At 67.0% G+C, this 22,050-nt stretch carries 14 protein-coding genes and 1 tRNA gene; 1 reads left to right on the top strand and 14 read right to left on the bottom strand.

Features of this window, described 5'->3' with window-relative positions; genetic code table 11:
* Position 1: 1 nt before the first annotated feature.
* From NGM10_RS03465 to NGM10_RS03420, 10 genes are all read right to left on the bottom strand, one after another.
* The gene (locus tag NGM10_RS03465) at positions 2-676 is read right to left on the bottom strand and encodes a DUF7287 family protein (RefSeq protein ID WP_253481838.1); all 675 of its coding nucleotides are present in this window, start codon (positions 674-676) and stop codon (positions 2-4) included.
* A 2-nt stretch (positions 677-678) separates the two neighbouring features.
* A complete protein-coding gene (locus NGM10_RS03460; RefSeq protein WP_253481837.1) occupies positions 679-2,706 on the bottom strand; it encodes a type II secretion system F family protein in 2,028 nt (675 codons plus the stop codon).
* Positions 2,703-6,662: an ATPase, T2SS/T4P/T4SS family gene (locus NGM10_RS18270; RefSeq protein WP_368408642.1), complete on the bottom strand. Its 3,960-nt coding sequence runs from the start codon at positions 6,660-6,662 to the stop codon at positions 2,703-2,705. The genes NGM10_RS03460 and NGM10_RS18270 overlap by 4 nt, the downstream gene beginning before the upstream one ends.
* A gap of 233 nt (positions 6,663-6,895) precedes the next feature.
* Entirely contained in the window at positions 6,896-8,257 is a 1,362-nt protein-coding gene (locus NGM10_RS03450) for an ABC transporter ATP-binding protein (protein WP_253481836.1), read from the bottom strand.
* On the bottom strand, positions 8,250-9,290 hold the full coding sequence (locus NGM10_RS03445) for an ABC transporter ATP-binding protein (protein ID WP_253481835.1): 1,041 nt from the start codon (positions 9,288-9,290) through the stop codon (positions 8,250-8,252). The genes NGM10_RS03450 and NGM10_RS03445 overlap by 8 nt, the downstream gene beginning before the upstream one ends.
* Before the next feature lie 6 nt (positions 9,291-9,296).
* On the bottom strand, positions 9,297-10,484 hold the full coding sequence (locus tag NGM10_RS03440) for an ABC transporter permease (protein WP_253481834.1): 1,188 nt from the start codon (positions 10,482-10,484) through the stop codon (positions 9,297-9,299).
* Between the two features lies 1 nt (position 10,485).
* Positions 10,486-11,460, bottom strand: coding sequence for an ABC transporter permease (locus NGM10_RS03435; RefSeq protein WP_253481833.1), 975 nt, complete (start codon positions 11,458-11,460; stop codon positions 10,486-10,488).
* Between the two features lie 48 nt (positions 11,461-11,508).
* Positions 11,509-13,425: an ABC transporter substrate-binding protein gene (locus tag NGM10_RS03430; RefSeq protein WP_253481832.1), complete on the bottom strand. Its 1,917-nt coding sequence runs from the start codon at positions 13,423-13,425 to the stop codon at positions 11,509-11,511.
* 219 nt (positions 13,426-13,644) lie between these two features.
* Entirely contained in the window at positions 13,645-14,340 is a 696-nt protein-coding gene (locus NGM10_RS03425) for a DJ-1/PfpI family protein (protein ID WP_253481831.1), read from the bottom strand.
* 384 nt (positions 14,341-14,724) lie between these two features.
* Positions 14,725-14,799, bottom strand: a tRNA-Met gene (locus NGM10_RS03420).
* 194 nt (positions 14,800-14,993) lie between these two features.
* On the opposite strand from NGM10_RS03420, the gene NGM10_RS03415 reads away from it, so the two are divergent.
* Complete coding sequence (locus NGM10_RS03415; RefSeq protein ID WP_253481828.1) at positions 14,994-17,366, top strand: DUF2298 domain-containing protein; 2,373 nt, start codon at positions 14,994-14,996, stop codon at positions 17,364-17,366.
* Positions 17,367-17,484: 118 nt separating this feature from the next.
* On the opposite strand, the gene NGM10_RS03410 is transcribed toward NGM10_RS03415, so the two are convergent.
* From NGM10_RS03410 to NGM10_RS03395, 4 genes are all read right to left on the bottom strand, one after another.
* Positions 17,485-17,730, bottom strand: coding sequence for a DUF7576 family protein (locus tag NGM10_RS03410; RefSeq protein WP_253481826.1), 246 nt, complete (start codon positions 17,728-17,730; stop codon positions 17,485-17,487).
* Positions 17,731-17,768: 38 nt separating this feature from the next.
* A complete protein-coding gene (gene ddfA / locus NGM10_RS03405) occupies positions 17,769-18,086 on the bottom strand; it encodes a DdfA family disk-determining factor (protein ID WP_253481825.1) in 318 nt (105 codons plus the stop codon).
* A gap of 126 nt (positions 18,087-18,212) precedes the next feature.
* The gene (locus NGM10_RS03400; protein ID WP_253481824.1) at positions 18,213-21,506 is read right to left on the bottom strand and encodes a PAS domain S-box protein; all 3,294 of its coding nucleotides are present in this window, start codon (positions 21,504-21,506) and stop codon (positions 18,213-18,215) included.
* A 168-nt stretch (positions 21,507-21,674) separates the two neighbouring features.
* Positions 21,675-21,935 (bottom strand): hypothetical protein, encoded by a 261-nt coding sequence (locus NGM10_RS03395; protein ID WP_253481823.1) that lies wholly within the window; start codon positions 21,933-21,935, stop codon positions 21,675-21,677.
* Between the last annotated feature and the right edge of the window lie 115 nt (positions 21,936-22,050).

Below are 22,050 nucleotides of genomic sequence, written 5' to 3'. Positions count from 1 at the left end.
GCTACCACACCCTCACGTACAGGTCGCGCTCCTCGCCGTCGAGCAGGACGACCCTGCGGGCGGTCGTGGCGCTCTCTGACTCGGGCGGGGTCGCTCCCGCGCGCAGTTCCAGTCCCTCGCCGCCGAGTTCGTGGACCGCTCCGTCCTCCTCGACGGTGACGTTGACCGAGGTGGTCGCCGAGACGCCCAGCGCGGTTTCGAGGTCGTCGGCGTTGGCGTCGAACCGACACTCCTCGACCTCGTCGGCGGTGGCGTCGGTATCGAAGAACACCACGGTGCAGGTGGCGTTCAGCGCGTTCGGCGTCGCCGGGTCGACCAGCAGGTGCTCGGAGAGCAGTGCGGCGGTCCGGTCGGCCGCCAGCGCGTCTCCCTCGCCGCTCGCGGTGAAGGGCTCGAAGACGTCCGGGACGAACGCGACGACGAACGCCACCGTCAGCAGGAAGACGCTCATCCCGACCACGAAGTCGATGCTGGTCTGGGCGCGCGCGGAATCGTCACGGCCGTCGGAACCGGGGGCTCGAACGCCGACGTGGTCGCTCCGAGAGACCTCGGCCCCTTTCAGTCCGCCCAGACGGGTGGACGGCGTACCCGAGCGTTCCCGTCGGGACGCCGAGCGGCGGCGATTCTCGTGGGAGGGTCGGCCGTTCTCGTCCGAAGTGATGGTCTCGCGGAACATGGTCAGATGAAACTGAACACGACGAGCGCGACGGTCGGTAGCACGACGGCGAACTTCACGCCAGCCAACAGCGAGGCGTCGCGGATGTAGCCCGCGATGAACCCCGACAGGATGGCCTGGAGGGTCACGGCGTGGAAGAACAGCATCGACAGGAGGTTGGTGTCGAGACCGCCCCCGAAGTCCATGCCGCCCGCGCTCGCGCCGCCACCGCCGTCGGCCTGTCCCGCGAGCCCGCCCATCACGTCGAGGAACTCGACCTTCAGGATGGCCATCACCGCGAGCAGGGTGAGGTAGGTCATGATGATGATGACGACCTGCATCCGCGAGCGCGACCGGCGCTCGCGGGCGATGTCGTCCTGGTTCTCGCTGGCCTGCGCGGCGGTCGAGAGCACCGCCGATATCTGGCTGGAGGCCTCTTGGGCCTTGCCCACCAGCTTGACGGTGCGCGCGAGCCGCGGGATGTGGTATTTGTTGTTGAACTCGATCAGTGCGGCCTTCAGCCCCATGCCGTACTCGACCTTGGCGTGGATGACGTCGAACTCGTCGGCCAGCTTCCCGGAGGAGGTATCGGCCACGGTCCGGATGGATTCGAGGAGGGTCAACCCCGTGTCGTTGGCGCTCGACAGCTTTCGGAGGTTGTCCGAGAGCTTCTCGACGACCGTGCGGCGCGACCGGACGTTCCACTCGTGGAACACCGCAAGCGGCAGGAGGACGACGTACACCGGGACGTAGACGTAGATGAACGTCCCCCAGACGGGACTCGCTATCATGCCGTCGAACGTCCGGGGTGCCGCGCCGGTCAAGACCGCGTTGCCGACCAGCACCAGCGCCGCGGGCACCGTCAGCCCCAGCGTGAACAGGGGGTGGTCCCGGAAGAAGACGTGGGGGCGCTTGAGCAATGCGACCGTCTCGTAGGTCCCCTCGCGGCTCTTGATGCGGTCGAACACCGAGAACTCGCCGACGTACTTCTCGACGAGGCCGAGGTGGAGCAGGCCCGCGCCGGTGGTCGTCGCGACGCGCTCGCCGCCGTCGTCTGGGTCGAGGTAGCCGTCGCCGGGGTCGTCCTGCTTGACCGTCGAGACCAGCACGAGGAACCCGACGCCCGTCAGCGGGATGAGGCCGTAGACGGTGGCGTACAGCATCGACTCCTGAGCCTGCCCGAGCATCGACATGATGACGAGGATGATGATGAGAAGCAGGGGAAACAGCGAGAGGGTCATGTACATCTCGCCGAACAGTTCCAGCGTTTCGAGGGTCATCTCCTGCTCCTGCTTTGCGGTCCGCATGTGCTTGTCCTTCTTGTCGTCGAGGAAGTCGCTCATGTTCCCCCCGGAGTTGATGATAGAGAGCATGTCGGTGAGGAACTGACCGAGTTCGTCGCTCGGGGTCTCCAGCGACCGCTTGCGGATGGCGGTCCGGTAGTCGGTGTCGAAGTACTCGGTCTCCTGGACGACCGACTGGAACTCCCGGGACACCTCACCGTAGGTGTCGTCGGCCTTCGCGATGGCCTCCAGAATCTCCAGTTGGTTCAGCCCCCCGACCGACAGCGCGTACATGAACGAGATTGCGTCGGGCAGGAGCATGTTGATCTCGCGCTTGCGTTCGCCAGCCCGGTAGTAGGGAATCGCCGCGAGCGTCCCGAACCCGATTCCGAACCCGACAGCGCCGAAGACGACGCCGCTGACCAGGATGAGGGCGGGCACCTTGACGGCGTTGATGAGCGCCGCCATCGACTCGCTGGGCACCGGTAGACCGATGAGGACCCCCACGTCCACGAAACCGGTGGCGAACAGGCCGTAGCCCACGAGGGTGCCCAGCAACCAGAGGACGACCCCCGCGAGGACGCCGACCGCGAGCGCACGCGAGAGGTACAGTTCGACGGTGTCGGCCATTCTGGCCTCCGCGAGCTTGGTCTCGACGTCGTCGACGAAGTCGCCGTCCTCGTCGAACAGGTACGCGAACAGGGGGTAGAAGGCGTCGGCCAGCGAGTCGGCCGTGTGCTCGGTGCCGGTCGCGGCCCCGTGGCTCATCGCTCCTCGCCCCCGTCGTCGGCGTCGAAGGCTCCGCCGTCGTCGGCGTCGAAGGCTCCGCCGTCGTCGGCACCGGACTCCCGGCCGCCCTCCGCGTCCTCGTCGAACGCCGCCTCGAAGTCGCCGAACGAGCCGTCCCGGTCGTCGTCTGGGACCTCCTCGCTCGTCGCGTCCCCTCCGGCGTCGTCGTCCGGGAAGCTCCCGAGTTCGCCGCCCTCGAAGGGTTCGCGCTCGCCGTGGCGACCCGCCTCGTCGGTCGCGTCGGCCACGTCCGGGCGGCCGGTCCCGTCGGTCGCGCCCGTCCCGAGGATGTCGCCGCCGAAGGGCGCGTCGGCGTCGGGCGACGCCGACGCGCCCGCGGAACCGTCGGCTCCCTCGGCGGGTTCGTTGGCGTCGGCGAGCGCGACCGCGAGGCCGTCGACGTCGGCGTCCACGCCCCGGTAGTCGTCGAGGATGCGCTCGTCGGCCTCCGCGAGGATGCCCTTCGCGAGTTCGTAGGTCTCCTCGTCGGGGTCGGGTCGGGGGACCATCTCCTCCTTCTTGGGGTCGATGTCGATGTGGACGCTCTCCATCTCCCGGAGGTCGGCGAGGCTCTCTTCGAGCTTCTCGTTCGCGACGAGGGTCAGGATGGTGTCGGGGTCGTTGATGAACGCCTGGACCGTGGCGGCGACCTGCGTGTACTCGTTGAGACCGTTCCTGATGAGGTACGCGAGGATGACCCGCCGCTTGAGAATCTCGTCTTCGAGCTGCTGGTGGTCCCACCCGCGGTCGAACATGATCTCCTCCATGGTCGACGACCCCGAGAGCCGCATGAACTCGTCGTCCTCCGCGCGCCACTGGTAGATGTCCTGGACGTTTATCTCGTCGTTCTCGGGGTCGTAGTGGTTGATCTCGGTGAGCGACTTGTTCCGCCGGACCTTGCTGCCCTGAACCCGGGTCTGGGTCTGGATGGACACGAGGTCGAGAGCGGTGAACAGCGTCTTCGAGACGTTGATGGGTTCGGTCGTGAAGCGCTTGAGGACCTCCCCGACCGTGTCGGCGTGGAAGGTGGTGTAGGTGGTGTGGCCCGTCGACATGACCTGGAAGAGGGTGCGGCCCTCCTCGCCGCGAATCTCGCCCATCACGATGTAGTCGGGGCGCTGGCGGAGCGCGGCCTCCAGCAGGTCGAACTCGTCGACGTCGCCCTTGTCGTCGTCCGAGAACGACGGGCGGGTCACGCTCGCGATCCAGTTGCGCTGGGGCAACTCCACTTCGCGGGTGTCCTCGATGGAGACGATCTTCGTGTTCGAGGGGATGAAAAGCGACACCGCGTTCAGGCTGGTGGTCTTGCCCGAGGCGGTGCCCCCGGCGAAGATGAGCGACTTGTGGTTCTCGATGGCGAGCCACATGAACGCCATCTCCTCCAGACTGAAGGTGTTCCAGTTCACGAGGTCGATGGGCGTGAACGGCACGTCCTTGAACTGCCGGATGGTGTAGTTGGTGCCGTGGTCGCTGACCTCCCGGCCGAGGGTGAGCTGGGCCCGAGAGCCGTCGGGCAGGGTCGCGTCGACCTGGGGCTGGCGCTTGGAGATGCCCTTGCCCGAGCGCTGGGCCAGCTTGACCACGAAGTCGTCCAGCTCGGTCTCGGCGTGGAACACGTTGGTGATGACCTGCTCGTAGTCGGTGTGGTAGACGAACACCGGGGAGTTGTAGCCGTCGACCGAGATGTCCTCGACGTTGATGTCGTGCTTGATGCCGTCGATGCGCTCGTAGCCGATGAAGTCGCGTTCGAGGTAGTACAGCAGTTTCTCGGCCTGATACTCCGAGAGGGTGTCGTCGTCCTCCTCGATGAGGACCGGCTCGGGCCGGACCTGTATGCCGTCGAGCCCGCCCGACTCGTCGGGTTCGAGGTCCTCGATCTTGGCCTCCACCGCGGCCCGGACCTGCTGGCGCAGACTCCCCTCGGCCTCGAAGTCGAGGTCGAGGTACTCGTCGAGTCGGATTCGCGGTTCGGGGGGGTCGTCGTCGCCGCTCGCGGCGTCTGCTCCGGCCGGTGACTCGCCCTCCGCCGACGCGCCGACCCCCGCCGCGGCGGGGGTCGGCGCGTCCGGCGAGACGGGGTCGTCGGGCGAGACGGGCCCGTCCGTCGATTCGGTCGCGTCGCCACCGGCCGATGGGTCCGGAGACGCCGACGCGCCCGCGTCGGCGTCGTCCTCGACGGTCCCGCCGTCGGCGGCGACCTCCTCGTCGCTCCTCTCGGGTTCGGCGTCGGGGGCCGGTCCTTCGGCGGGTGCCTCGCCGTCAGGCGTCTCCGCGCCCTCGTCGGCCTCGGGGCTCTCCTCGTCGTCGCTCTCGTCGCCCGCTCCGTCGTCGTCCGGGTCGTCCGACTCCCTGCGCTCGCGGAACGCCGCGTAGCTCTCCCGGACGGGTTCGACCGCGGCGTCGGTCTCCTCGCGGAGTCGCTCGACGAACGCCGAGACCGCGTCTCTGGTCTCGTCGTAGCGGTCGAGCAGTTCCCTGAGTTGCTCGGCGCGCTCGCCGTCGTTCTCGGCGTAGAGGTCGTAGCGCGCGAGCAGCTGGAGGGTCTCGCGCTCGATGACCTCGGCGCGCTCTTCCTCCTCGGCCTCGACCACCACGTCGTCGCTGGAGTACTTGATGGACGACCGGAGCTTCCCGGTCAGGAACTCCGTCAGGTCGTCCTCGATGGGCGTGCAGTACGGTTCGACGAGGTAGTACTTGGTCTCGTTCTCCTTCTCGCTGTGGAAGATGACCACGAACGAGTAGGGCTTGTTGACCCAGTAGCGGTCGACCTCTCGGAAATGGTCCTTCTTGGGGAGCGCGACCTCCTTCTCCAGGTCGTAGCGGTTCACGAGGGTGGTGTGGCCCTCGACCGTCGAGAAGAACGCGTCCTCGTCGAGTTCCTCGGGCACGTCGAGGGTGCGGTCGTCCTCGACTTCGAGTAGCTTCTCGGCCTTCGCCGCGCCCTCCGCGAGCAGGTCCTCGATGTCCTCCTCCGGGAAGCCGAGCCACTCCTCCTTCTCGAAGCGCTCGATTTCGCCCTCCTCGTCTCGCGGGCGCTCGGGCGCGGTGACGGTCGTGTCCTCGTAGTAGTACTCGTACTTGAAGTGCTCCCAGTAGTACTCGCCCTTCGTGACGGGGGTGGTCGCGGGGTCGAGCCACTCCTCGAAGTCTGCGCTCAGGTCGGTGACCGCCAGCCCCGACTCGAAGACGCTCGCGGCCACGTCGTCGTGGCCGGTCCACTCGCTGCGGTCGAAGGCGACGACCTCGCCCGCGTCGTCGCGCGGGAGCGCGACGCCCTCGTCGCTCTCCTCGTAGTAGTACTCGTAGCGGAAGTGCTCCCAGAGGTACTCGCCGAGTTCGACCGGCGTCTCCTCGGGGTCGAGGAACGCCTCGAAGTACGTCGAGAGCCCCGCGGCGGTCTCGGCCGCGGTCTCGACCCTGTCGTCGGTCTCCTCGGGGTCGTGGCCGAGGTACTCCTCGGGTTCGAAGGGACGGGCCTTGCCCCGCCAGTTGGTCGGGGGACTGCCGTCCTCGTAGAAGAACTCCCGCTTGAAATCCTCCCAGTCGTACTCGCCCGCGGTCACGCGGGCCGACGCGAGCTGCTCGTCGGCGATGTCGAGTCCGTCGGGTCGGTCGTCTCGTTCCGGGTCGCTTTCGACTTCCGCTGAACCCTTCTCGTCGTCATCTTCCGGACCGCTCGCGTCCTCACGTTCCGTTTCCGTCTCGTCGCCGTGTCCCGTTTCCGTCTCGTCGGCTTCCGGTTCGGTCTCGCCGTCGGATTCCGACTCGCTCCTATCGTCCTCCGGTTCGCTCCCGTCGTTCGTCTCCCGTCGGTCGGCCGCGTCGTCCTCCGGTTCGGTTCCTCCGTCGACCGGCTCCGAATCGGCCGCTTCGTCGTTGCGTTCCGCGCCCGGTTCGTCGGGGGACCCATTCCCCGAGTCCGATCCGTCGTTCATTGGCTATTTCCTTCGGCTAATGGTTGAAAAAACCTCTTGCCGATTTAGAAACATGTGGAGGGGGTTGAAGAGCATCGAAGTATCTCGAAAAACCAGCTCGCAAGGCTTCAAAACGTATTTCATCGGCTTCCGGAACCCGTCGCCGGTCCGGCGACGGGTTCCGGCGGTCGCCGTTCCCGCCGCCCGACCGAGGCCGGGCCCGCGCTTCGGAGCGAGGGGTCGGCCGACGGCCGTCAGTCGTCGTTGGGGGCCGCGATACTCTCGCCCGGAGCGTCGGGTTCGTTGCGCAGGCAGGCCGAGCGGTGGCCGCGACCGATCTCGACGAACTCCGGAGCCGTCTCCTCACAGGGCGTGGTGAACACCTCCGAGAGCATCTCGATGGCCTCCTCGGCCTCCTCGGCGGCTACGTGGTCGAGCGCCTCGTCGAGCACCCGCTCGGCGTCCGGGTCCGAGAGCCGGTCGGGGAGTTCGAACTCCGCCCGAATCTCGCTCTTGACCGCGTCGGCCGAGACCGTTTCGGGGTCGACGTCCTGTTCGGCCGCAACGAACTTCCGGACGCTCTCTACGTCTATCTCGCGGCCGAGCGTCCTGTTTCGGAAGTTCAACACCGACCGCCACACCGACTGTTCGAGGTCGTACTCGTCGGACTGGAGGACCCGGTGACACCGGGTGTTGAACCGACAGCCGCTGGGCGGGTCGCTCGGACTCGGAACCGTCCCCTTGAGCTCGATTCCCTCCTTGGTGACCCGCGGGTCCGGCGTCGGAATCGCCGACAGGAGCGCCTCGGTGTAGGGGTGTGCGGGGTTCGAGAACAGCTCCTCGGTCTCGCCGATCTCGACGATCTCCCCGAGGTACATCACCGCGACCCGGTCGCAGACTTCCCTGATAACGGACATGTCGTGGCTGATGAACAGCAACGACAGCCCGAACTCCTCCTGAAGGTCGTTGATCAGCGACAGTATCTCGGACTTGATGGAGACGTCGAGCGCCGACACCGGCTCGTCGGCCACGATGAACTCCGGATTCAACACGAGCGCCCTCGCCAGCGCGATGCGCTGTTTCTGCCCGCCGGAGAACTCGTGGGGGTACCGGTCGTAGTCGTCGGCCGAGAGGCCGACGCGTTCGAGCAGGTCCTGAACGATGGCGCGGCGACGCTCCCTGTCGCTCATCCCGTGGACCTGGAGGAGTTCGGCGACCGAACTCCCGACCGTCATCCGGGGGTCGAAGCTCGAAGAGGGGTCCTGGAAGATCATCTGGGCGTCCCGGCGGAACGCCTTCAGTTCGCGCTCGTCGAACTTCGTCACGTCGTTGGGGTGGGTGCCGTCCTCGTTTCGGGTCCGGCCGCCGCGGCCGCCGCCGTTGAATATCACCTCGCCGTCGGTGGACTCTTCGAGGCGGATGATCGAGGAGGCGGCGGTCGACTTCCCACAGCCCGACTCGCCGACCAGCCCCAGCGTCTCGCCCGGTTGGATGTCGAAGCTGATGCCGTCGACGGCCTTGGCGGCCCCGACCTGCTTCGAGAAGATGCCCTCTCTGATGGGGTAGTGCTTCTTCAGATTCCGGACCGAGACAAGCGGCTCGCTGCGCTCAGTCATCGCCGACACCTCCCTCGGAGGCGGCGTCGGTTCCCACCGGGTCGTCGAACAGGACCGACTCGTCGTAGCCGGGCCGGTAGTAGATACAGGAGGCCCGGTGTCCGTCGCCGACGTCGATCTCCTCGGGCTGGCCGCCCGACCGACACTCGTCGACCGCGTACTCGCACCGCGGCGCGAACCGACAGCCGTCCGGCGGGTCGGCAAGGTCGGGGAGCGAGCCGGGGATTCCGCCCTCGGTACTTCCCCGCCCGGGGAGACACTTCATCAGCGCCTGCGTGTACGGATGGGCGGGTCGCTCGAACACCTCGTAGACGCCGCCACGCTCCATCACCTTGCCCGCGTACAGCACCACGATGCGGTCGGCGATGTTGGCGACGACCCCGAGGTCGTGGGTCACGAACAGGATGCTCATGCCGTACTCCTCCTGTAGGTCGTCGAGCAGTCGGAGTATCTGAGACTGGACGGTCACGTCGAGCGCGGTGGTCGGCTCGTCGGCGATGAGCAGGTCCGGGTTCGTCGCCAGCGCCATCGCGATCATCACGCGCTGGCGCTGTCCGCCCGAGAACTCGTGGGGGTAGTCGTCGAAGCGCGCGGTCGCGTTGGCGATGCCGACCCTGTCGAGCAGGTCGACCGCGCGGTCGCGGGCCGCCGAATCCGAGACGTCCTCGTGAATCTGGATCGCCTCGGTGATCTGCCACCCGATGGTGTAGCAGTGGTTGAGCGCGTCCTGTGGGTTCTGGAAGATGTGAGCGATGTTGTTCCCGCGGATCTCTCGGAGTTCGTCGTCGCTCATCTCCGTGATGTCCCGACCGCGGAACCGCACCGTTCCGTCTATCTTTCCGGGCGGGGTCTTGACGATGTTCGTGATCGACTCGGTCGCGACCGTCTTGCCCGACCCGGACTCGCCGACGATGCAGAGGGTCTCTCCCTCGCGCACCTCGAAGTCGATGCCGTCGACCGCGGTTAGCGTTCCGTTCCCCGTTCTGAACGTGGTGGTGAGGTTCTCGACCGAGAGCAGTGGTGTGTCGTTCATCGTGAATCACTCCGACTCCGCTTCCGCTTCTGGGTTCAGCGCGTCCAGCAGTGCGTCGCCCAGGAAGTTGAAGGCGAGAATCGTGATGAAGAGGACGATGCCGGGCGCGAGCGTGATCCACGGCGCGAACGAGAGGTAGTCCCGACCGATCGCGATGAGCTGACCCCACGACGAGACCGTCGAGTCCCCGAGTCCGAGGAACGACAGCTGCGCCTCGGCCAGCAGGAACGCGGGAATCAGGAGCGTGATGTCGGTGATGATGCTGCTCGCGGAGTTCGGAATCACATGGTGTCGGATGATTCGATACGTGCTCGCACCGCTTATCTTGGTCGCCTTCATGTACTCCTCCTCGGTGACCGAGAGGGCCTTACTGCGCACGTACCGCGCCATTCCCTCCCAGGAGAACAGCCCCAGCAGGAGTATCAGCAACCACAGCCCGCCGCTGTAGATGTAGATGATCAGCAGGTACGCGATGAGCGTCGGGAACGACTGCTGGATGTCGACGTACCGCATCAGCACCTCGTCGACCATCCCGCCCATGTAGGCGCTGACCGTGCCGAACGCGGTGCCGATGGCTACGGCGATGAACGTCGCGATGAAGCCGATCTTCATGCTGATCTGCATCCCGTAGACGATCATCGTGAGGATGTCGCGGCCGTCGGGGGTCGTGCCGAGCGGGTGTTCCCAGGTCCCCGCGCAGGTGCCGTCGGACATCGTCCCGACGCACTCGATGACGTAGTTCTGTTCTATCGTCATCCAGATCGGCGGCTGGTACTTCCGGAACAGTTCGGTCTCCGTCGGACTGATGAAAAGCGGGCCGACGACGCCGATCAGGAAGATGGCGATCAGCCAGGCCAGACTGACGATGGCCGGGCGATTGCGCTTGAACTCCTGCCAGTAGTACTTCGTCATCCGCGGATTCTGATACAGCGGCAGCACCGCGTAGAAGCCGAAGAGGACGAGCGTGAACGCGAACATGTAGTCGATGTATGGGACGTCGTAGCCCCACCCGATGGCATCGAAGGTGGGGGTCCGCTCGGGAACCGCGAAGTGGTCGTACAGCAGGAGCGCGACCAGCGCGAGTGTCGAAAGCAACGTGCCTTTGGCGTTAATCGTCAGCTCGCGGCCGCTACCGCTGGAAATCTCGTCCCAATCGACTTGGTCGAACTTGGAATTGGATCTATCGGTCGCCATGTTATCTATCGTCGAAGCTGATTCGCGGGTCGAGCACTGTGTACACCAGGTCCTGTAGCAGGTTTCCGATGGTCGCAATGAACGTGAAGAACAGCGTCGCCCCGAGCACGAGGCTCGTGTCCTGGGAGACGATTGCCCGGTAGGTCGTTCGACCGAGCCCCGGGATGCCGAAGACGACCTCGACCAGCAGCGACGACCCGACGAACAGGTAGAGCAACTGGGCGACGATGGTCGTCGACAGCGGGACCATGGTCGGCCGGAGGATGTGTCTGGCGTACACCCGAAGCGGCGAGACGCCCTTCGCGGTCGCGGTCTTCACGAAGTCGGCGTTGATGTACTCCGCCGACTCGTTACGCGAGACGCGCATCGTTCCGCCGATGGAACCGGTGACGAGAACGAACACCGGTATCGCCAACTGGATGGCGTTCTCGACGCTGAACACCGGGACGTCGGTGTTGTAGACGATGGGAATCGCGTCCAGGTACACCCCGAACAACAGTAGCAGGATGATACCGAAGAAGAAGTTCGGTATCGAGTACCCGAAGAACGCGAATCCCGTGGCTACGTGGTCCTTCCAGCTGTACTGGTTGGCGGCCGAGTATATCCCCACGAGCGGTCCGAGGAGGATGGTCAGAATCGTCCACGGAACCGAGTACTGGACGGTGTAGTACAGCGACTCCATCAGTGCGTCGGTCACCGGCTGGTTTCGCGATTCGGACCACCCCCAGTTGAAGGTGTAGATTCCGGTCACGTAGTCGATGTATCGTTCGTGTAGCGGTGCGTCGAGGCCGCGTAGCTCTTTGGCCCGCTCTTGGGCCTCCGCCGGGTCACCGCCCTCCAACGCCGCCTGTGACGCCGCCTGCGATACCTCCGGATTCGGTGCTGCCGCTAATAGTGCCCACGTAACAGAGACGATGATGAACGTGACGACTATCGCCCACGCCACCCGTCTCGCAACGTACCATTCGAGTCCCATGTATCTGTGTCTTACCTTGTATAAAACGGAATGCGGTCGGTCGACGCGCTACTCCTCGAAGTACCAGGCCGGGAAGTCCCAACCGCTGAAGTAGTCCTCCATCGGACCCTGGACACTGCTGTTGTACCCGATGGTGTCCGAGGGGAACGCGAGCATCCCCATCGGCTGGTCCTCGGAGATGTTGATGAAGATATCCCGAAGCGCCTCCTTCAGTTCGTCCCTGCTCTCGGCGTTACGGGCCTTGTCGAACAGCCCTTCGGCGTCCCACGACGGGTAGTAGCCGTAGGGGTTGTAGACGCCGTCCTTGAGGAAGAACACGTCGGCCGTCAGCGGGTTCAGCGGGTAGGCGTTCAGCCCGAACACCACCGACATGTCCCACTCGTTCGCGCTGGTGACCTCGCGCGGTCCGGCGTTGTTGGGGCCTTCGCTCCACTCGTACTCGTCGGGGTTGTCCGGGACCTCCTGTTGCCAGTAGTCCTCCGAGAACTTCACGCCGTCGATGGCCTCGACTTCGACCTCGATGCCCGCGTTCTCGCTGAACTCCTGGGCGATGAACTGCGCGAAGTTCTTCTCGGTGTTCTGCCCGGCGCTGTGGTAGAGGCTGAGCGTGACCTGATTGCCGTCGGGCGTGACGAGGTTCTCGCCGTCGTAGCGGTAGTCCTCGTCGACGTTCTCGATGGCGCTCTCGATGCGGCTCCGGGTCTCCTCCGGGCCGTAGAGGTCGCCGGTACCGAACGTCATCAGGTCGTCCTCGTCGGGGTACCACTGCGACCACGGGGGTTGCCAGGTGTACTCGATCTCGGCGAAGCCGCGGTAGACGCCCTCGACGAGTCGCTCCTTGTTGACGGCGCAGGCGAGTCCCTGCCGGAACTCCTTCTCGCGGAAGAGGTTGCCCGGACCCGCGGTCCAGCCGTTGTCCCGCATGTTGTACGCACAGATCTCGTTGTATGACTGCGGTTGGACGCTCACGTAGGTGCTATCGAGGTCCTGGAACTCCTGAACGCGGTTCGGCGGGACGGCCGCCGTGTCGGTCTCGCCGGTTTCGAGCGCGGCGAGCCGCGAAGATTCCTCCTGAACGACGTCGACCTGCACGCCCTCGAAGTACGGCGCGTTCTCGAATTCGTCGGGCGCGTCGTCGACGTCTTGCAGGAAGTAATCGTCGTTCCGCGAGAAGGTGACTCCGGAGCTACGGTTCCACTCGTCGAGCGAGAACGCCCCGAGGTTCCCGGTGAACGTCAGCTCGAGGAGGTCCTCGTCGTCCTGTAGCCCCTCGGCGTCCTCCTCGTCGACGTACGGCTGCATCAGATCGACCGGGATGGGGTACATCTGGGGGTCGTAGGACTCCAGATACACCGGGTCCGGACTCGGGAGTTCGATCTGGAACTCGTACTCGCCGGTCTCCTCGACGTTGATGGGCTCTTCGTCTCGGATCCAGTTCGTCGCGTCGGGCGTGTTCGCCCACTCGCTCTGGTGGACCTCCTGTATCTGGTAGGTGTACGTCTCGGCGGTGACCTCGCCGTAGTCGCCGCCGAACTCCAGCCCCTCCCGGACCTTCACGACCCACACCTCGTTGTCGTCGGTCTCGAACTCCGTGTGGAGCCAGAACGGTTCGGTCTCGGGCGCGAAGGTGTAGTTCAGGTCGAGCGCGTACCCGATCGCGACGCCAGCGCCGTACTCGTCGTTGTACAGCGGATTGAGCGTCTCGTACGGGGAGGACGTGACGCTGTTGTAGGTGCCGCCGACCGACCGACTGCCGCTCTCGGTCTCGGTCTCGGTCTCCGAGTCGGTGCTCGGGTCCGACTCCGTCCCGTCGTCGGTCGTGGTGGTCGTCTCCTGATCGTCGGAACCCTGACAGCCCGCGAGGCCAGCCGCACCGGCGACGCCGAGGGCCTGAAGCCACTTTCGGCGGCTGATGCCGGTCGTCCCTTGCCCAATGTTATCAAAACTTCTGTTGCCGGATGGCATATCGGCTAACTGTTCCCACCACCTACAAATATGTACCGGTTTGTTCAACTAACCCAGATATCGGATGTGGTATTAACTACCGCGGTATTAATGGTGCAAATCTACAGAATGATGCGCTTATACGAATTGGGTTTGGATATTCCTCGATACAATCGGAGCAAAAACGACCGATATTATGGATAACGGCCGTCCAGAACCGACGGTAAGCAGTCCGTACCGCTACGCGGGCGGTGTCGTTCCGAGTACCTCGACCAGCGTTCGGGCGGCCGCAGCCGACGATTCGGGGCCTCTCGCGGTGACGAGGTCGCCATCGACGGTGACGCTCGCGTCCGAGTCGAGTTCGGCGTCCCAGTCGCCGCCCGCGGCCTCCACCTCGTCTTCGACCCAGTAGGGGAGCTTGCGGCCGTCGGGCATCCGGTCGCGGTCGTCCACGATGTCTTCCTCCCACTCGTTCGGGAACCCGGTCACGTCGCGGCCGTCGACGAGGAAGCCCCCGTCGCTATCGCGGGTGAACGCGAGCAGGCCGACCGCGTGACAGACCACCAGCGCCTTGCCGCCGTCCTCGCGCTCGACCACCTCGCGGAGCAGTGCGCGGGCGTGTCTGTCCTGATTCACGTCCCACTCGGTGCCGTGACCGCCGGGGAACACCACGGCGTCGTACATATCCGCGTCGGCGTCGGCGACGGGTATCGGATTCTGCAGGCGCTCGTCGTTCTCGTGGACCTCCTTCACGCGCTCGGCGGTCTCCTCCCCGACGGTGTCGGGGTCGACCGACCGCTCGTCGACGACCGGCGTTCCTCCGCTCGGGGTCGCCACGTCGATGTCGGCGTCGGTCTCGCTCAGGGTTTCGAGCGGTTCGACGCACTCTTCGCCCCAGTACCCCTCTTCGCTGACTACGAACAGTACGGATGTCATCGCCGATAGATTGGGCCCGTACTTCAATAAGCGCCGTGGCCCCTCGCGCTGTTGCCGGTTCCGGTGGCGAATTCCGCACTCGCTCCTCGTGACGCTCGTCGCTCGTGCGTCGAATTTCGGAAACGTAGCGGGAGGTGGACTAGTTCAAATCCACTCCGTGCGAGTTCGTCGGATTCGGATTCGACTCGGCGTTGGCACGCCTCGTCGGGAGTGAGTCCGACAAAACATAGCGGGAGGTGGATTTGAACCACGCCCGGACGGTCCTGCTCGCTTCGCTCCGCGGGCGTGCGTCCGGTCTATTTCAAATCCACTCCGAAGCACGTTCCGAAATTCGGCACTCGCTCCTCGTGACGCTCGTCGCTCGTGCGTTGAATTTCGGAAAAGTAGCGGGAGGTGGATTTGAACCACCGGTCTGCGGGTTATGAGCCCGCCGGAATCTCCTGGCTATCCCATCCCGCTACTATCTCGTAACCCCGTTCGACAGATAAGGATTGTGATTCGGTCGCCGTATGGGAGTTTCTCCCTCTCCGTCCGAACCCGCACCGAGTCGCCCGTCGAGAATCCGCCGTTCGGACACCGCTCGCGCCTTCGAGGCGTCGAACGCGCTCGCGAACCCCAAGAGGTTTATCGGTCGTCGCTCGTTCTACGAACCGATGGAGTACGCGCTCGTCCTGCTGTGGCTCGTCGCGTTTCAGGCGCTCGCGTTCGTCGGCCTGCCGGTGGCCGCCCGGTTGTTCCCTCGGTTCCCCGACCGCGGCGCGGCCCTCTCCCTGCCGGTCTCGCTGTTCGTCGCGACCACCGTCGTCTACTGGGTCGGCCACCTGTCGTTCGGCCGGTGGACCGCGGCGCTCGGCGTCCTCGCGGTCGCGGGGCTGTCGGCCCTCGTCGTCTGGAACAACCGACCGCGAGTTTATAAAGGTTTGATTCGCCCGCGTGCGTATGCGGAGGCCGTGACCGTCTTCACCGTCGCGTTCCTGTTCCTCGTGGCGGTCCGGGCGGTCGACCCCGCCATCGTTCCTGGCGGCGGCGAGAAGTTCCTCGACTTCGGCATCTTCAAATCGCTGATGCGCGCGGAGGCGCTCCCGCCCGAGGACATGTGGTGGGCGGGCGACCACGTCATGTACTACTACGGCGGCCACCTGATGGCGGCCGTCCTCTCGTCTCTGACGGGCACCGCGCCCCGGTACGCCTACAACCTCGCGCTCGCGGGCTTCTACGCGTCGCTCGTGACCGCGGTCTACGGACTCGGCGGGGCCGTCGCCGACGCCCGGGGCGCGTCGAGCCGGGTCGGCGGGGTGTTCGCTGCCTTCTTGGTCGGGTTCGCCAGCAACCTCGTCGCGCCCGTCGTGGGGCTTATCTGGGTCCTCCCCCAGACGCTCGCGTCCCAAATCGCCGACCGGGTCGCCGACGCGTTGCGGGACTCGGGGGGCGAACTCTCCTCGTCGGGCCAGCTCGTGCTCGACGGGATCGGCGAGTTCAGCTACTGGGCCCCGAGCCGCGTGATTCCGGGCACCATCAACGAGTTCCCGCTGTTCGCGTTCTACAACGGCGACCTCCACGGCCACATGCTCAGCACCCAGTTCCTGATACTCGCGGCCGCGCTGGGCTACGCCTACTTCCGGACCCCGCCGGAGAACCGCGGGCGGCGACGCCTCCTCGCGTTCGGCGTCCTCCCGGCGGTCGTCGCCCTCCTCGGACTCGTCAACGTCTGGAGCCTCCCGACCGGTCTCGGCGTGGTCTGGCTCGCGCTGGTGTTCGCGCCCGCCGACCCGCTCACCCTGTTCCCCGGCGTCTCGGCGAGAGAGCGAGCCGCGCCCGTGCCCGACGGTGGCGGCGAGCCGTCCCCGGCGACCGCCCTGCTGGGCGAGGGCCGCCGCGTCGCGGCGGCCCTCGCGGCCACCGGCGTGGTGGGTGCGCTCGCGGTCGTCTGGCTGTCGCCGTTCCTCGTCGGCGTCCTGCTGGCCTCCTCCAGCAGTCGGAGCCTCGCGTTCCTCCCCGACCAGTCGACCGCCGTCGGCCTCCTGCTCGTCCACGGCGCGTTCCTCGCGGTGTTCGCGGGCTACCTCTGGCCGCGGGCCCGCGAGGCGTTCGATACCGACGCGGTCCGGGTCGGCGGGCTCGCGGCCCTCGCGGCCCTGCTGGCGTGGCTCGCGGGCTACCCGGTCGTGGTGCTGGTCGTCCCCCTGCTCGCGGTCGGGTGGCTGTTGCTCCGCGCAGACGGGTCGGTCGGCTACGAGGCGGTCCTCCTGATCGCGGGTGCCGGACTGGTGACGCTCGTGGAGTTCGCGTACGTCGAGGACAACGCCATCGCGGGCCGGTTCAACACGGTGTTCAAGGTGTACATGCAGGTGTGGGTGCTGTGGGGGACCGCGGCGGGTGCCATGCTCGCGGCGCTGGTGAGCGACCGCGTCGCCCCCGCCGCCCGCCCGCGCTCCGTCGGGGGGTTCGACGTGAGTCGGGGCGACCTCGCGGCCGTGGGGGCCGCGGTCCTCCTCGTCTCGACCGGCCTCTACGGCGGGCTCACGATGCAGGACCACTTCACGACCGACGGCGAGCTCGCGACCGACGACGCGACCCTCGACGGACTCGCGTACCTCGAAACCCAGCACCCCGACGAGGCCGAGGCCATCCACTGGCTCGACGACAGGGAGGGCCGACCCCACGTCGTCACCGCACCGGGGAGCCCCTACCAGTGGTCGAGCCCGGTCCCGTCGCTGACCGGACTCCCCGCGGTCGTCGGGTGGGTGTATCAGGAGGGCGCGTACCGCGGCTACGACGTGGCCGACCGCCGCGAGGAGGACGTTGACTTCATCTACACCGACGCGAGCTGGGAGAACCGCGCGGAACTCCTCGCGAAGTACGACGTGGAGTACGTCTACGTCGGGCCGCTGGAGCGCGAGCGCTACGACGGCGAGGACCTCCGATTCGGCGACCGCCCGGGGTACGACCCCGTCTTCGAGAACGACGGCGTGGTCGTCTACAGGGTGGACTACTCGGAGTTAGAGACGGGCGGTTCGGAATCGTAGACGGGCGGTTCGGAATCGTAGACAGGCGCATCGGAACCGCAGACCGGCGGTTCGGAATCGTCGGCCGCGGCCCGCAGTCGAGTTCGGCGTCCGGGTCGCCTCACCGGTCGGGGTCGCCTCACCGGTCGAGGTCGTCGCGGTCGCGCTCCCACTCCTCCCGACAGGTCTCGTCACAGAACGCGTAGATCTCCAGCTCGCCGTCGTCGCGTCGGGTCACGACCGGATGCCACTCGTCGGCGGCTATCGGGCCGCCGCAGTAGTCGCAGCTCGACACGGGCTCAACGGTCGCCTCCTCGCGTCTGGTCGCGTCGTCGGTCTCGGCTCGCCGGGTCGGGTCTCCGCGCCATTCAGTCGGTTCGAGCATCGGTCTTCCGCGTGCGGTGCTGGGGTGCGGTCATGCGGTCAGCGGTCGGCGTTCGACCGCGGCCGAACGTGGGCGTCACTCTCGGTCTCCGCGTCGATGCCGCGCCGGGTCGCGTCGACCGTCCCGTCGCCGCGGACCACCACGTCGCATCCGGCGAAGGTGAACTCCACGAACCCCTCGGTGCGTCCCGTCCGGTTGGTCGGCGCGAACAGTCGGTCGAGGGCGTCGGGGTCGATGACGTGATAGAGGGGGCCGACCTCGGTCAGGTCGTCGCCGGTCTCGTCTGCGACCGCCTCGATCACGCGCTGGCTGGCCGACATGTCGTCGAAGGTTTCCGTGGTCATTGTCTGGCTCATCTATCTCTACTTCACTCTGAGGGGGGCTACCGGGATAGGGGTTCACGATAGATGTATATCCGACCCGGGTGCGGTCGATTTATACATCTAAATCCCTCGGTTCGCGGGGCGAGCCGCCGCCTCGCGCTACTCCTCGAAGATGAGCGAGAACAGCGTCCGTTCGGCACCCCGGATGTGGCGGCTCACGGTGGGCTGGGACACGTCGAGCGCCTCGGCGATCTCCTCGGCGGTGCTCTCGCGGGGCCACTCGAAGAAGCCGCTGAAGTACGCGAGCTCCAGCACCTCGCGCTGGCGGTCGGTCAGTCGGTCCTCGAGCTCCCGCTCGAACTCGTGGCGGGTCATCACCGGTTCGTCGCGCTCCCGCCGGGCGACCAGTTCCACCTCGTCGTAGATGTCCTCGAACAGCCCCACGATGGTCCGCACGTCGGCGCTCTGTGGCACCCGGACGACGAACCGGGCCTCCGTGCCCGCCATGGTCATCGACCGGGGAATCGCGCCGTGGTCGACCAGCACCGCGAGGATGGACTCGCCGCCGAGCGCCACCTCGTAGAGGGTCTCGTCGCCGCGGTCGGCCACCAGTCGCGCCTCCGCGATCCGCGAGATGTCGTCGGCGGCCGACGCCACCGAATCGGGGGAGACGTCGCTGAGCGTGACGAAGATGTGGAGGAGACCGTCGCTTCGCTGGACGGCGTTCTCGAAGTCGAGGCGCGCCCCGGTCTCGGCCACGAACGAGAGGATGGGGTCGTCCTCGTCGCGGACCCTGAAGTCGAGGTCGACCGACCGCTCGCTCACCAGCGCCTCCTTGCGCTCGATGGCGTTGAGCGCGTACCCGATGGTCTCGCCGAGCTCCGCCAGCACCGACCGCTCGGTCTCGTCGAACACGCCGGGTTCGCCCGCGTAGATGTTGAGGACGCCGTGCGTCGTGTTGCCGTAGGTGACCGGAACCGACACGCTCGACCGGTACCCCCGCTTGAGCGCCTGCTCGCGCCACGGTTCGAACGGCGGGTCGCCGAGCAGGTCGGCCTGCGCCTTGGGCTCTCCGGTCCGGAGCGCCCGGCCCGCGGGTCCTCTCCCGGTCGGCGACTCGTCGGCCGTGACCGATATCTCGTCGAGGTACCCCTCCTCGACTCCGGCCCACGCTCGCGGCTCGACCTCGCCGGTCGCGGGGTCGGGCTCGCCGAACCACGCGAACCGGTACGGACCGGTCGCGGCCAGCCGGTCGCAGACCGCCTGCATGACCTCCTCGTCGGTCGAGGCGCTGGTCAGGACCCGGGTCATCTCCCGGATGACCCGATTGAGTCGGTTGACGCGTTCGAGCTCTCGGTTCTTCTCCCGGAGGGCGTTGCGCTGGTCCCGGAGCGTCTCCTCGCGACCCGCCCGGTCGAGCGCCGACTCGACGTTCGCACACAGGATGTCGGCGAGCGAGACGTCGGTCTCCTCGAACGACCCCGGTTCGGGGTCCGCCGCGAGGAACGCGCCGTGCTTCCCGAGCGGCACCGCCAACGCGGCTCCCATCGACACCTCGGCGTCGAGTTCCGCGGGGAGGTCCCGGACGACCCGGGTCTCGCCGTCGACGAACGTCCGCCACAGCAGGTCGTCGCTCCGGGTCCCGAGGAGCGCCTCGTCGATGGGTTCGTCCTCGCGCCACCGCCGGGCGGCGGGCGTGAGTCGCCCCTCGTCGTCGTCGTAGAGCGCCACGGCCGCGTTCTCGAACCCCAGCGTCTCGACCGCGGCGTCGACCGCGAGGCTCGCGATGTCGTCGCTGGCTTCGGCGTCGGCCAGCGCCCCCATCATCTCGTGGAGCGAGGTGAGCTTCTGCTCGCGGCGTCTGCGGTCGGAGATGTCACGGACGACGCCGACCTGTCCCCACCGGCCGTCGCCGAGCGGGAGCGCCGAGACGCGCGCCTCGACGGGGACCTCCTCGCCGTCGGCGGTCCGAATCGCCGTCTCCGTCGTCGCGGTCTCGGTCGTCGTCACGGTCTCGGGGTCGAGCGCCGATTGCGTCGGCTCGACCGCCTCGCGCGCCGACTCCGGGACGACCGTCGAGGCGCGTTCGCCGACCAGTTCCTCGCGGGAGTAGCCCGTCAGCGAGACGTAGGCGTCGTTGACCGCGAGGAACCGCGACTCGGAATCGAGCGCGTAGACCCCGTCGCCGACCGCCTCCACCATCGCCCCGTAGCGTTTGAGGTCGCGCTCGCGCTCGCGGCGCTGGACGGCGGTGGCGAGGATGGAGGCGAGGCTCCGGACGAACTGGACGTCGTGGTCGGCGTACGTCCGGCGGTCGGTGTCGTGGGTGCCGAGGATGCCCCACGGGTCGCCGGGGGTCCCGATGACGGTGCTGACGCCGCTTTTCACGCCGTGGGAGGTGAGCAGGTCGGGCCCCGAGAACCGGTCTTCGGCGTCGAGGTCCTCGACCACCACCGGCTCCTCCGAGAGGAGGGTGTAGCCCGCCTGCGACCCCTCGTCGCTGGGGACGGTCGCCGAGCCGACGACGCCCTCGTCCCACCCCACGCCGCTCCGCAACAGGAGGTCATCGCGGTCGGGGGTCAGTTCCAGCACCTTGGTGTACTCGTGGTCGAGGGTCTCGGCGACGAGTTCGACCGCCTCCTCGAACAGTTCGTCGAGCGGTCGGTCTTCGAGCGCGCGCTGGGAGAACTCCGCGACCGCGCGCTGTTGGTCGACCCGGTCGCGGAGTTCGTCCTCCCGACGCCTGCGCTGGGTGATGTCGCGCACGATGCCGGTGAACAGGAGTTCGCCCTCGCGGACGAACTCGCTGAACGACAGGCCCAGCGGAATCTCGTGGCCGTCGCGGTGTTCGCCCGGGAATTCGAGGGACTCCCAGTCAAGTCGGCGCTCGTCCTCGCGGAGGTACCGCTCGATTCCCTCCCGGTGGGGCTCGCGGTACTCCTCGGGCATGAGTTCGGTCAGCGACTCGCCGACCAGTTCGTCGGGGGCGTAGCCGAACACGCCCTCGACGGCGGGGTTGGCGAACCGAACGACGCTGTCGGTGTCGATGACGAGGATGGCGTCGGAGACGGCCTCCGCCAGCGCGCGGAAGTGGGCGTCCTCGACGAATCCGTCGCCGTTCGCGGGCGTCGCGGCCGCCGCGATTCCGGCGGCGAGCGCGCGTTCGCGCTCGCCGCCCGACGCGTCGGACTCGACCGTCTCGACCGGTACGTCCGGGTTCGCGTCGCGGAGCTCCGCGACGAGGTCGCCGTCGGACCGCCCGACGACTTCGGCGTCGACGACCACGCGGCCGGGCGGGTCGCCGTCGAGCGCGTCGAGCGCGCGCTCGACGCGCTCGACGCTCGTGACCGCCGACAGGGATATCCCGGGGCGTTCGTCTTCGAGGAGCGACTCGACGGACTCCGCGGTCGCGCGGTCCGGCGCGAGGTAGACGACGCTAACGGCGTCAGTCATCGATGGCGTGGGGACGGGGGTCGGGTTCGTCTCGACATCTCTGACTGGGACGGCGCGCTCGGGAGCGTCGTCGGAGTACGGATACCGGAGACAGGGAGGCAAGAGTAAAAAAAGGTGCGGCCCGAACGGACCCGAGACGCCGGGGAACGGCGTCGAGCGCCCGGGGTCTCACCCGAGCGACCCCACGTCGAGGAGGCGCTTGCCGTGTTCGTCCCGGAAGTGACGGACCCGGCGCTTCCAGCCGTGGGTCTCGTCGGGGGCGGGCAGTTCGAGGCGACACAGCGCGCACGCGTCGGGTCCCTCGCGGCGGGGGTCTAGGAGGCGCTCGCCGTGGATGGTCTCGTAGTGGCGGAACACCGACCGAACGGTCACGTCGCGACTGCAGTTCTCGCACGGGTAGATTCGACGCTCGAAGGGGCGTTTGCTCATGAGTGGTGAAGGGGGCGGAAGGTCCAGAAGGTTACGCCCGTTTCGTAGCCGGATTCGCCAGCTGATTTCCTCCAGATGAATATAGCAAGAATCATGTCCTCGGTGTCAGGATGAT

This window comes from Halorussus salilacus (assembly GCF_024138125.1).
GTDB classification, from domain to species: Archaea; Halobacteriota; Halobacteria; order Halobacteriales; family Haladaptataceae; genus Halorussus; species Halorussus salilacus.
The sequence above is the reverse complement of the archived record's forward strand: the minus strand, read 5'-3'. Positions and strand labels throughout refer to the sequence as shown.

Excerpts from the sequence above, each read along its gene's own strand:
- NGM10_RS03445 (WP_253481835.1), bottom strand. The coding sequence starts at position 9,290 with ATGAACGACACACCACTGCTCTCGGTCGAGAACCTCACCACCACGTTC.
- NGM10_RS03465 (WP_253481838.1), bottom strand. The coding sequence starts at position 676 with ATGTTCCGCGAGACCATCACTTCGGACGAGAACGGCCGACCCTCCCAC.
- NGM10_RS03460 (WP_253481837.1), bottom strand. The coding sequence starts at position 2,706 with ATGAGCCACGGGGCCGCGACCGGCACCGAGCACACGGCCGACTCGCTG.
- NGM10_RS03415 (WP_253481828.1), top strand. The coding sequence starts at position 14,994 with ATGGAGTACGCGCTCGTCCTGCTGTGGCTCGTCGCGTTTCAGGCGCTC.
- NGM10_RS03450 (WP_253481836.1), bottom strand. The coding sequence starts at position 8,257 with ATGACTGAGCGCAGCGAGCCGCTTGTCTCGGTCCGGAATCTGAAGAAG.
- NGM10_RS03400 (WP_253481824.1), bottom strand. The coding sequence starts at position 21,506 with ATGACTGACGCCGTTAGCGTCGTCTACCTCGCGCCGGACCGCGCGACC.
- NGM10_RS03395 (WP_253481823.1), bottom strand. The coding sequence starts at position 21,935 with ATGAGCAAACGCCCCTTCGAGCGTCGAATCTACCCGTGCGAGAACTGC.
- NGM10_RS03410 (WP_253481826.1), bottom strand. The coding sequence starts at position 17,730 with ATGCTCGAACCGACTGAATGGCGCGGAGACCCGACCCGGCGAGCCGAG.
- ddfA (WP_253481825.1), bottom strand. The coding sequence starts at position 18,086 with ATGAGCCAGACAATGACCACGGAAACCTTCGACGACATGTCGGCCAGC.
- NGM10_RS03430 (WP_253481832.1), bottom strand. The coding sequence starts at position 13,425 with ATGCCATCCGGCAACAGAAGTTTTGATAACATTGGGCAAGGGACGACC.
- NGM10_RS18270 (WP_368408642.1), bottom strand. The coding sequence starts at position 6,662 with ATGAACGACGGATCGGACTCGGGGAATGGGTCCCCCGACGAACCGGGC.
- NGM10_RS03440 (WP_253481834.1), bottom strand. The coding sequence starts at position 10,484 with ATGGCGACCGATAGATCCAATTCCAAGTTCGACCAAGTCGATTGGGAC.
- NGM10_RS03425 (WP_253481831.1), bottom strand. The coding sequence starts at position 14,340 with ATGACATCCGTACTGTTCGTAGTCAGCGAAGAGGGGTACTGGGGCGAA.
- NGM10_RS03435 (WP_253481833.1), bottom strand. The coding sequence starts at position 11,460 with ATGGGACTCGAATGGTACGTTGCGAGACGGGTGGCGTGGGCGATAGTC.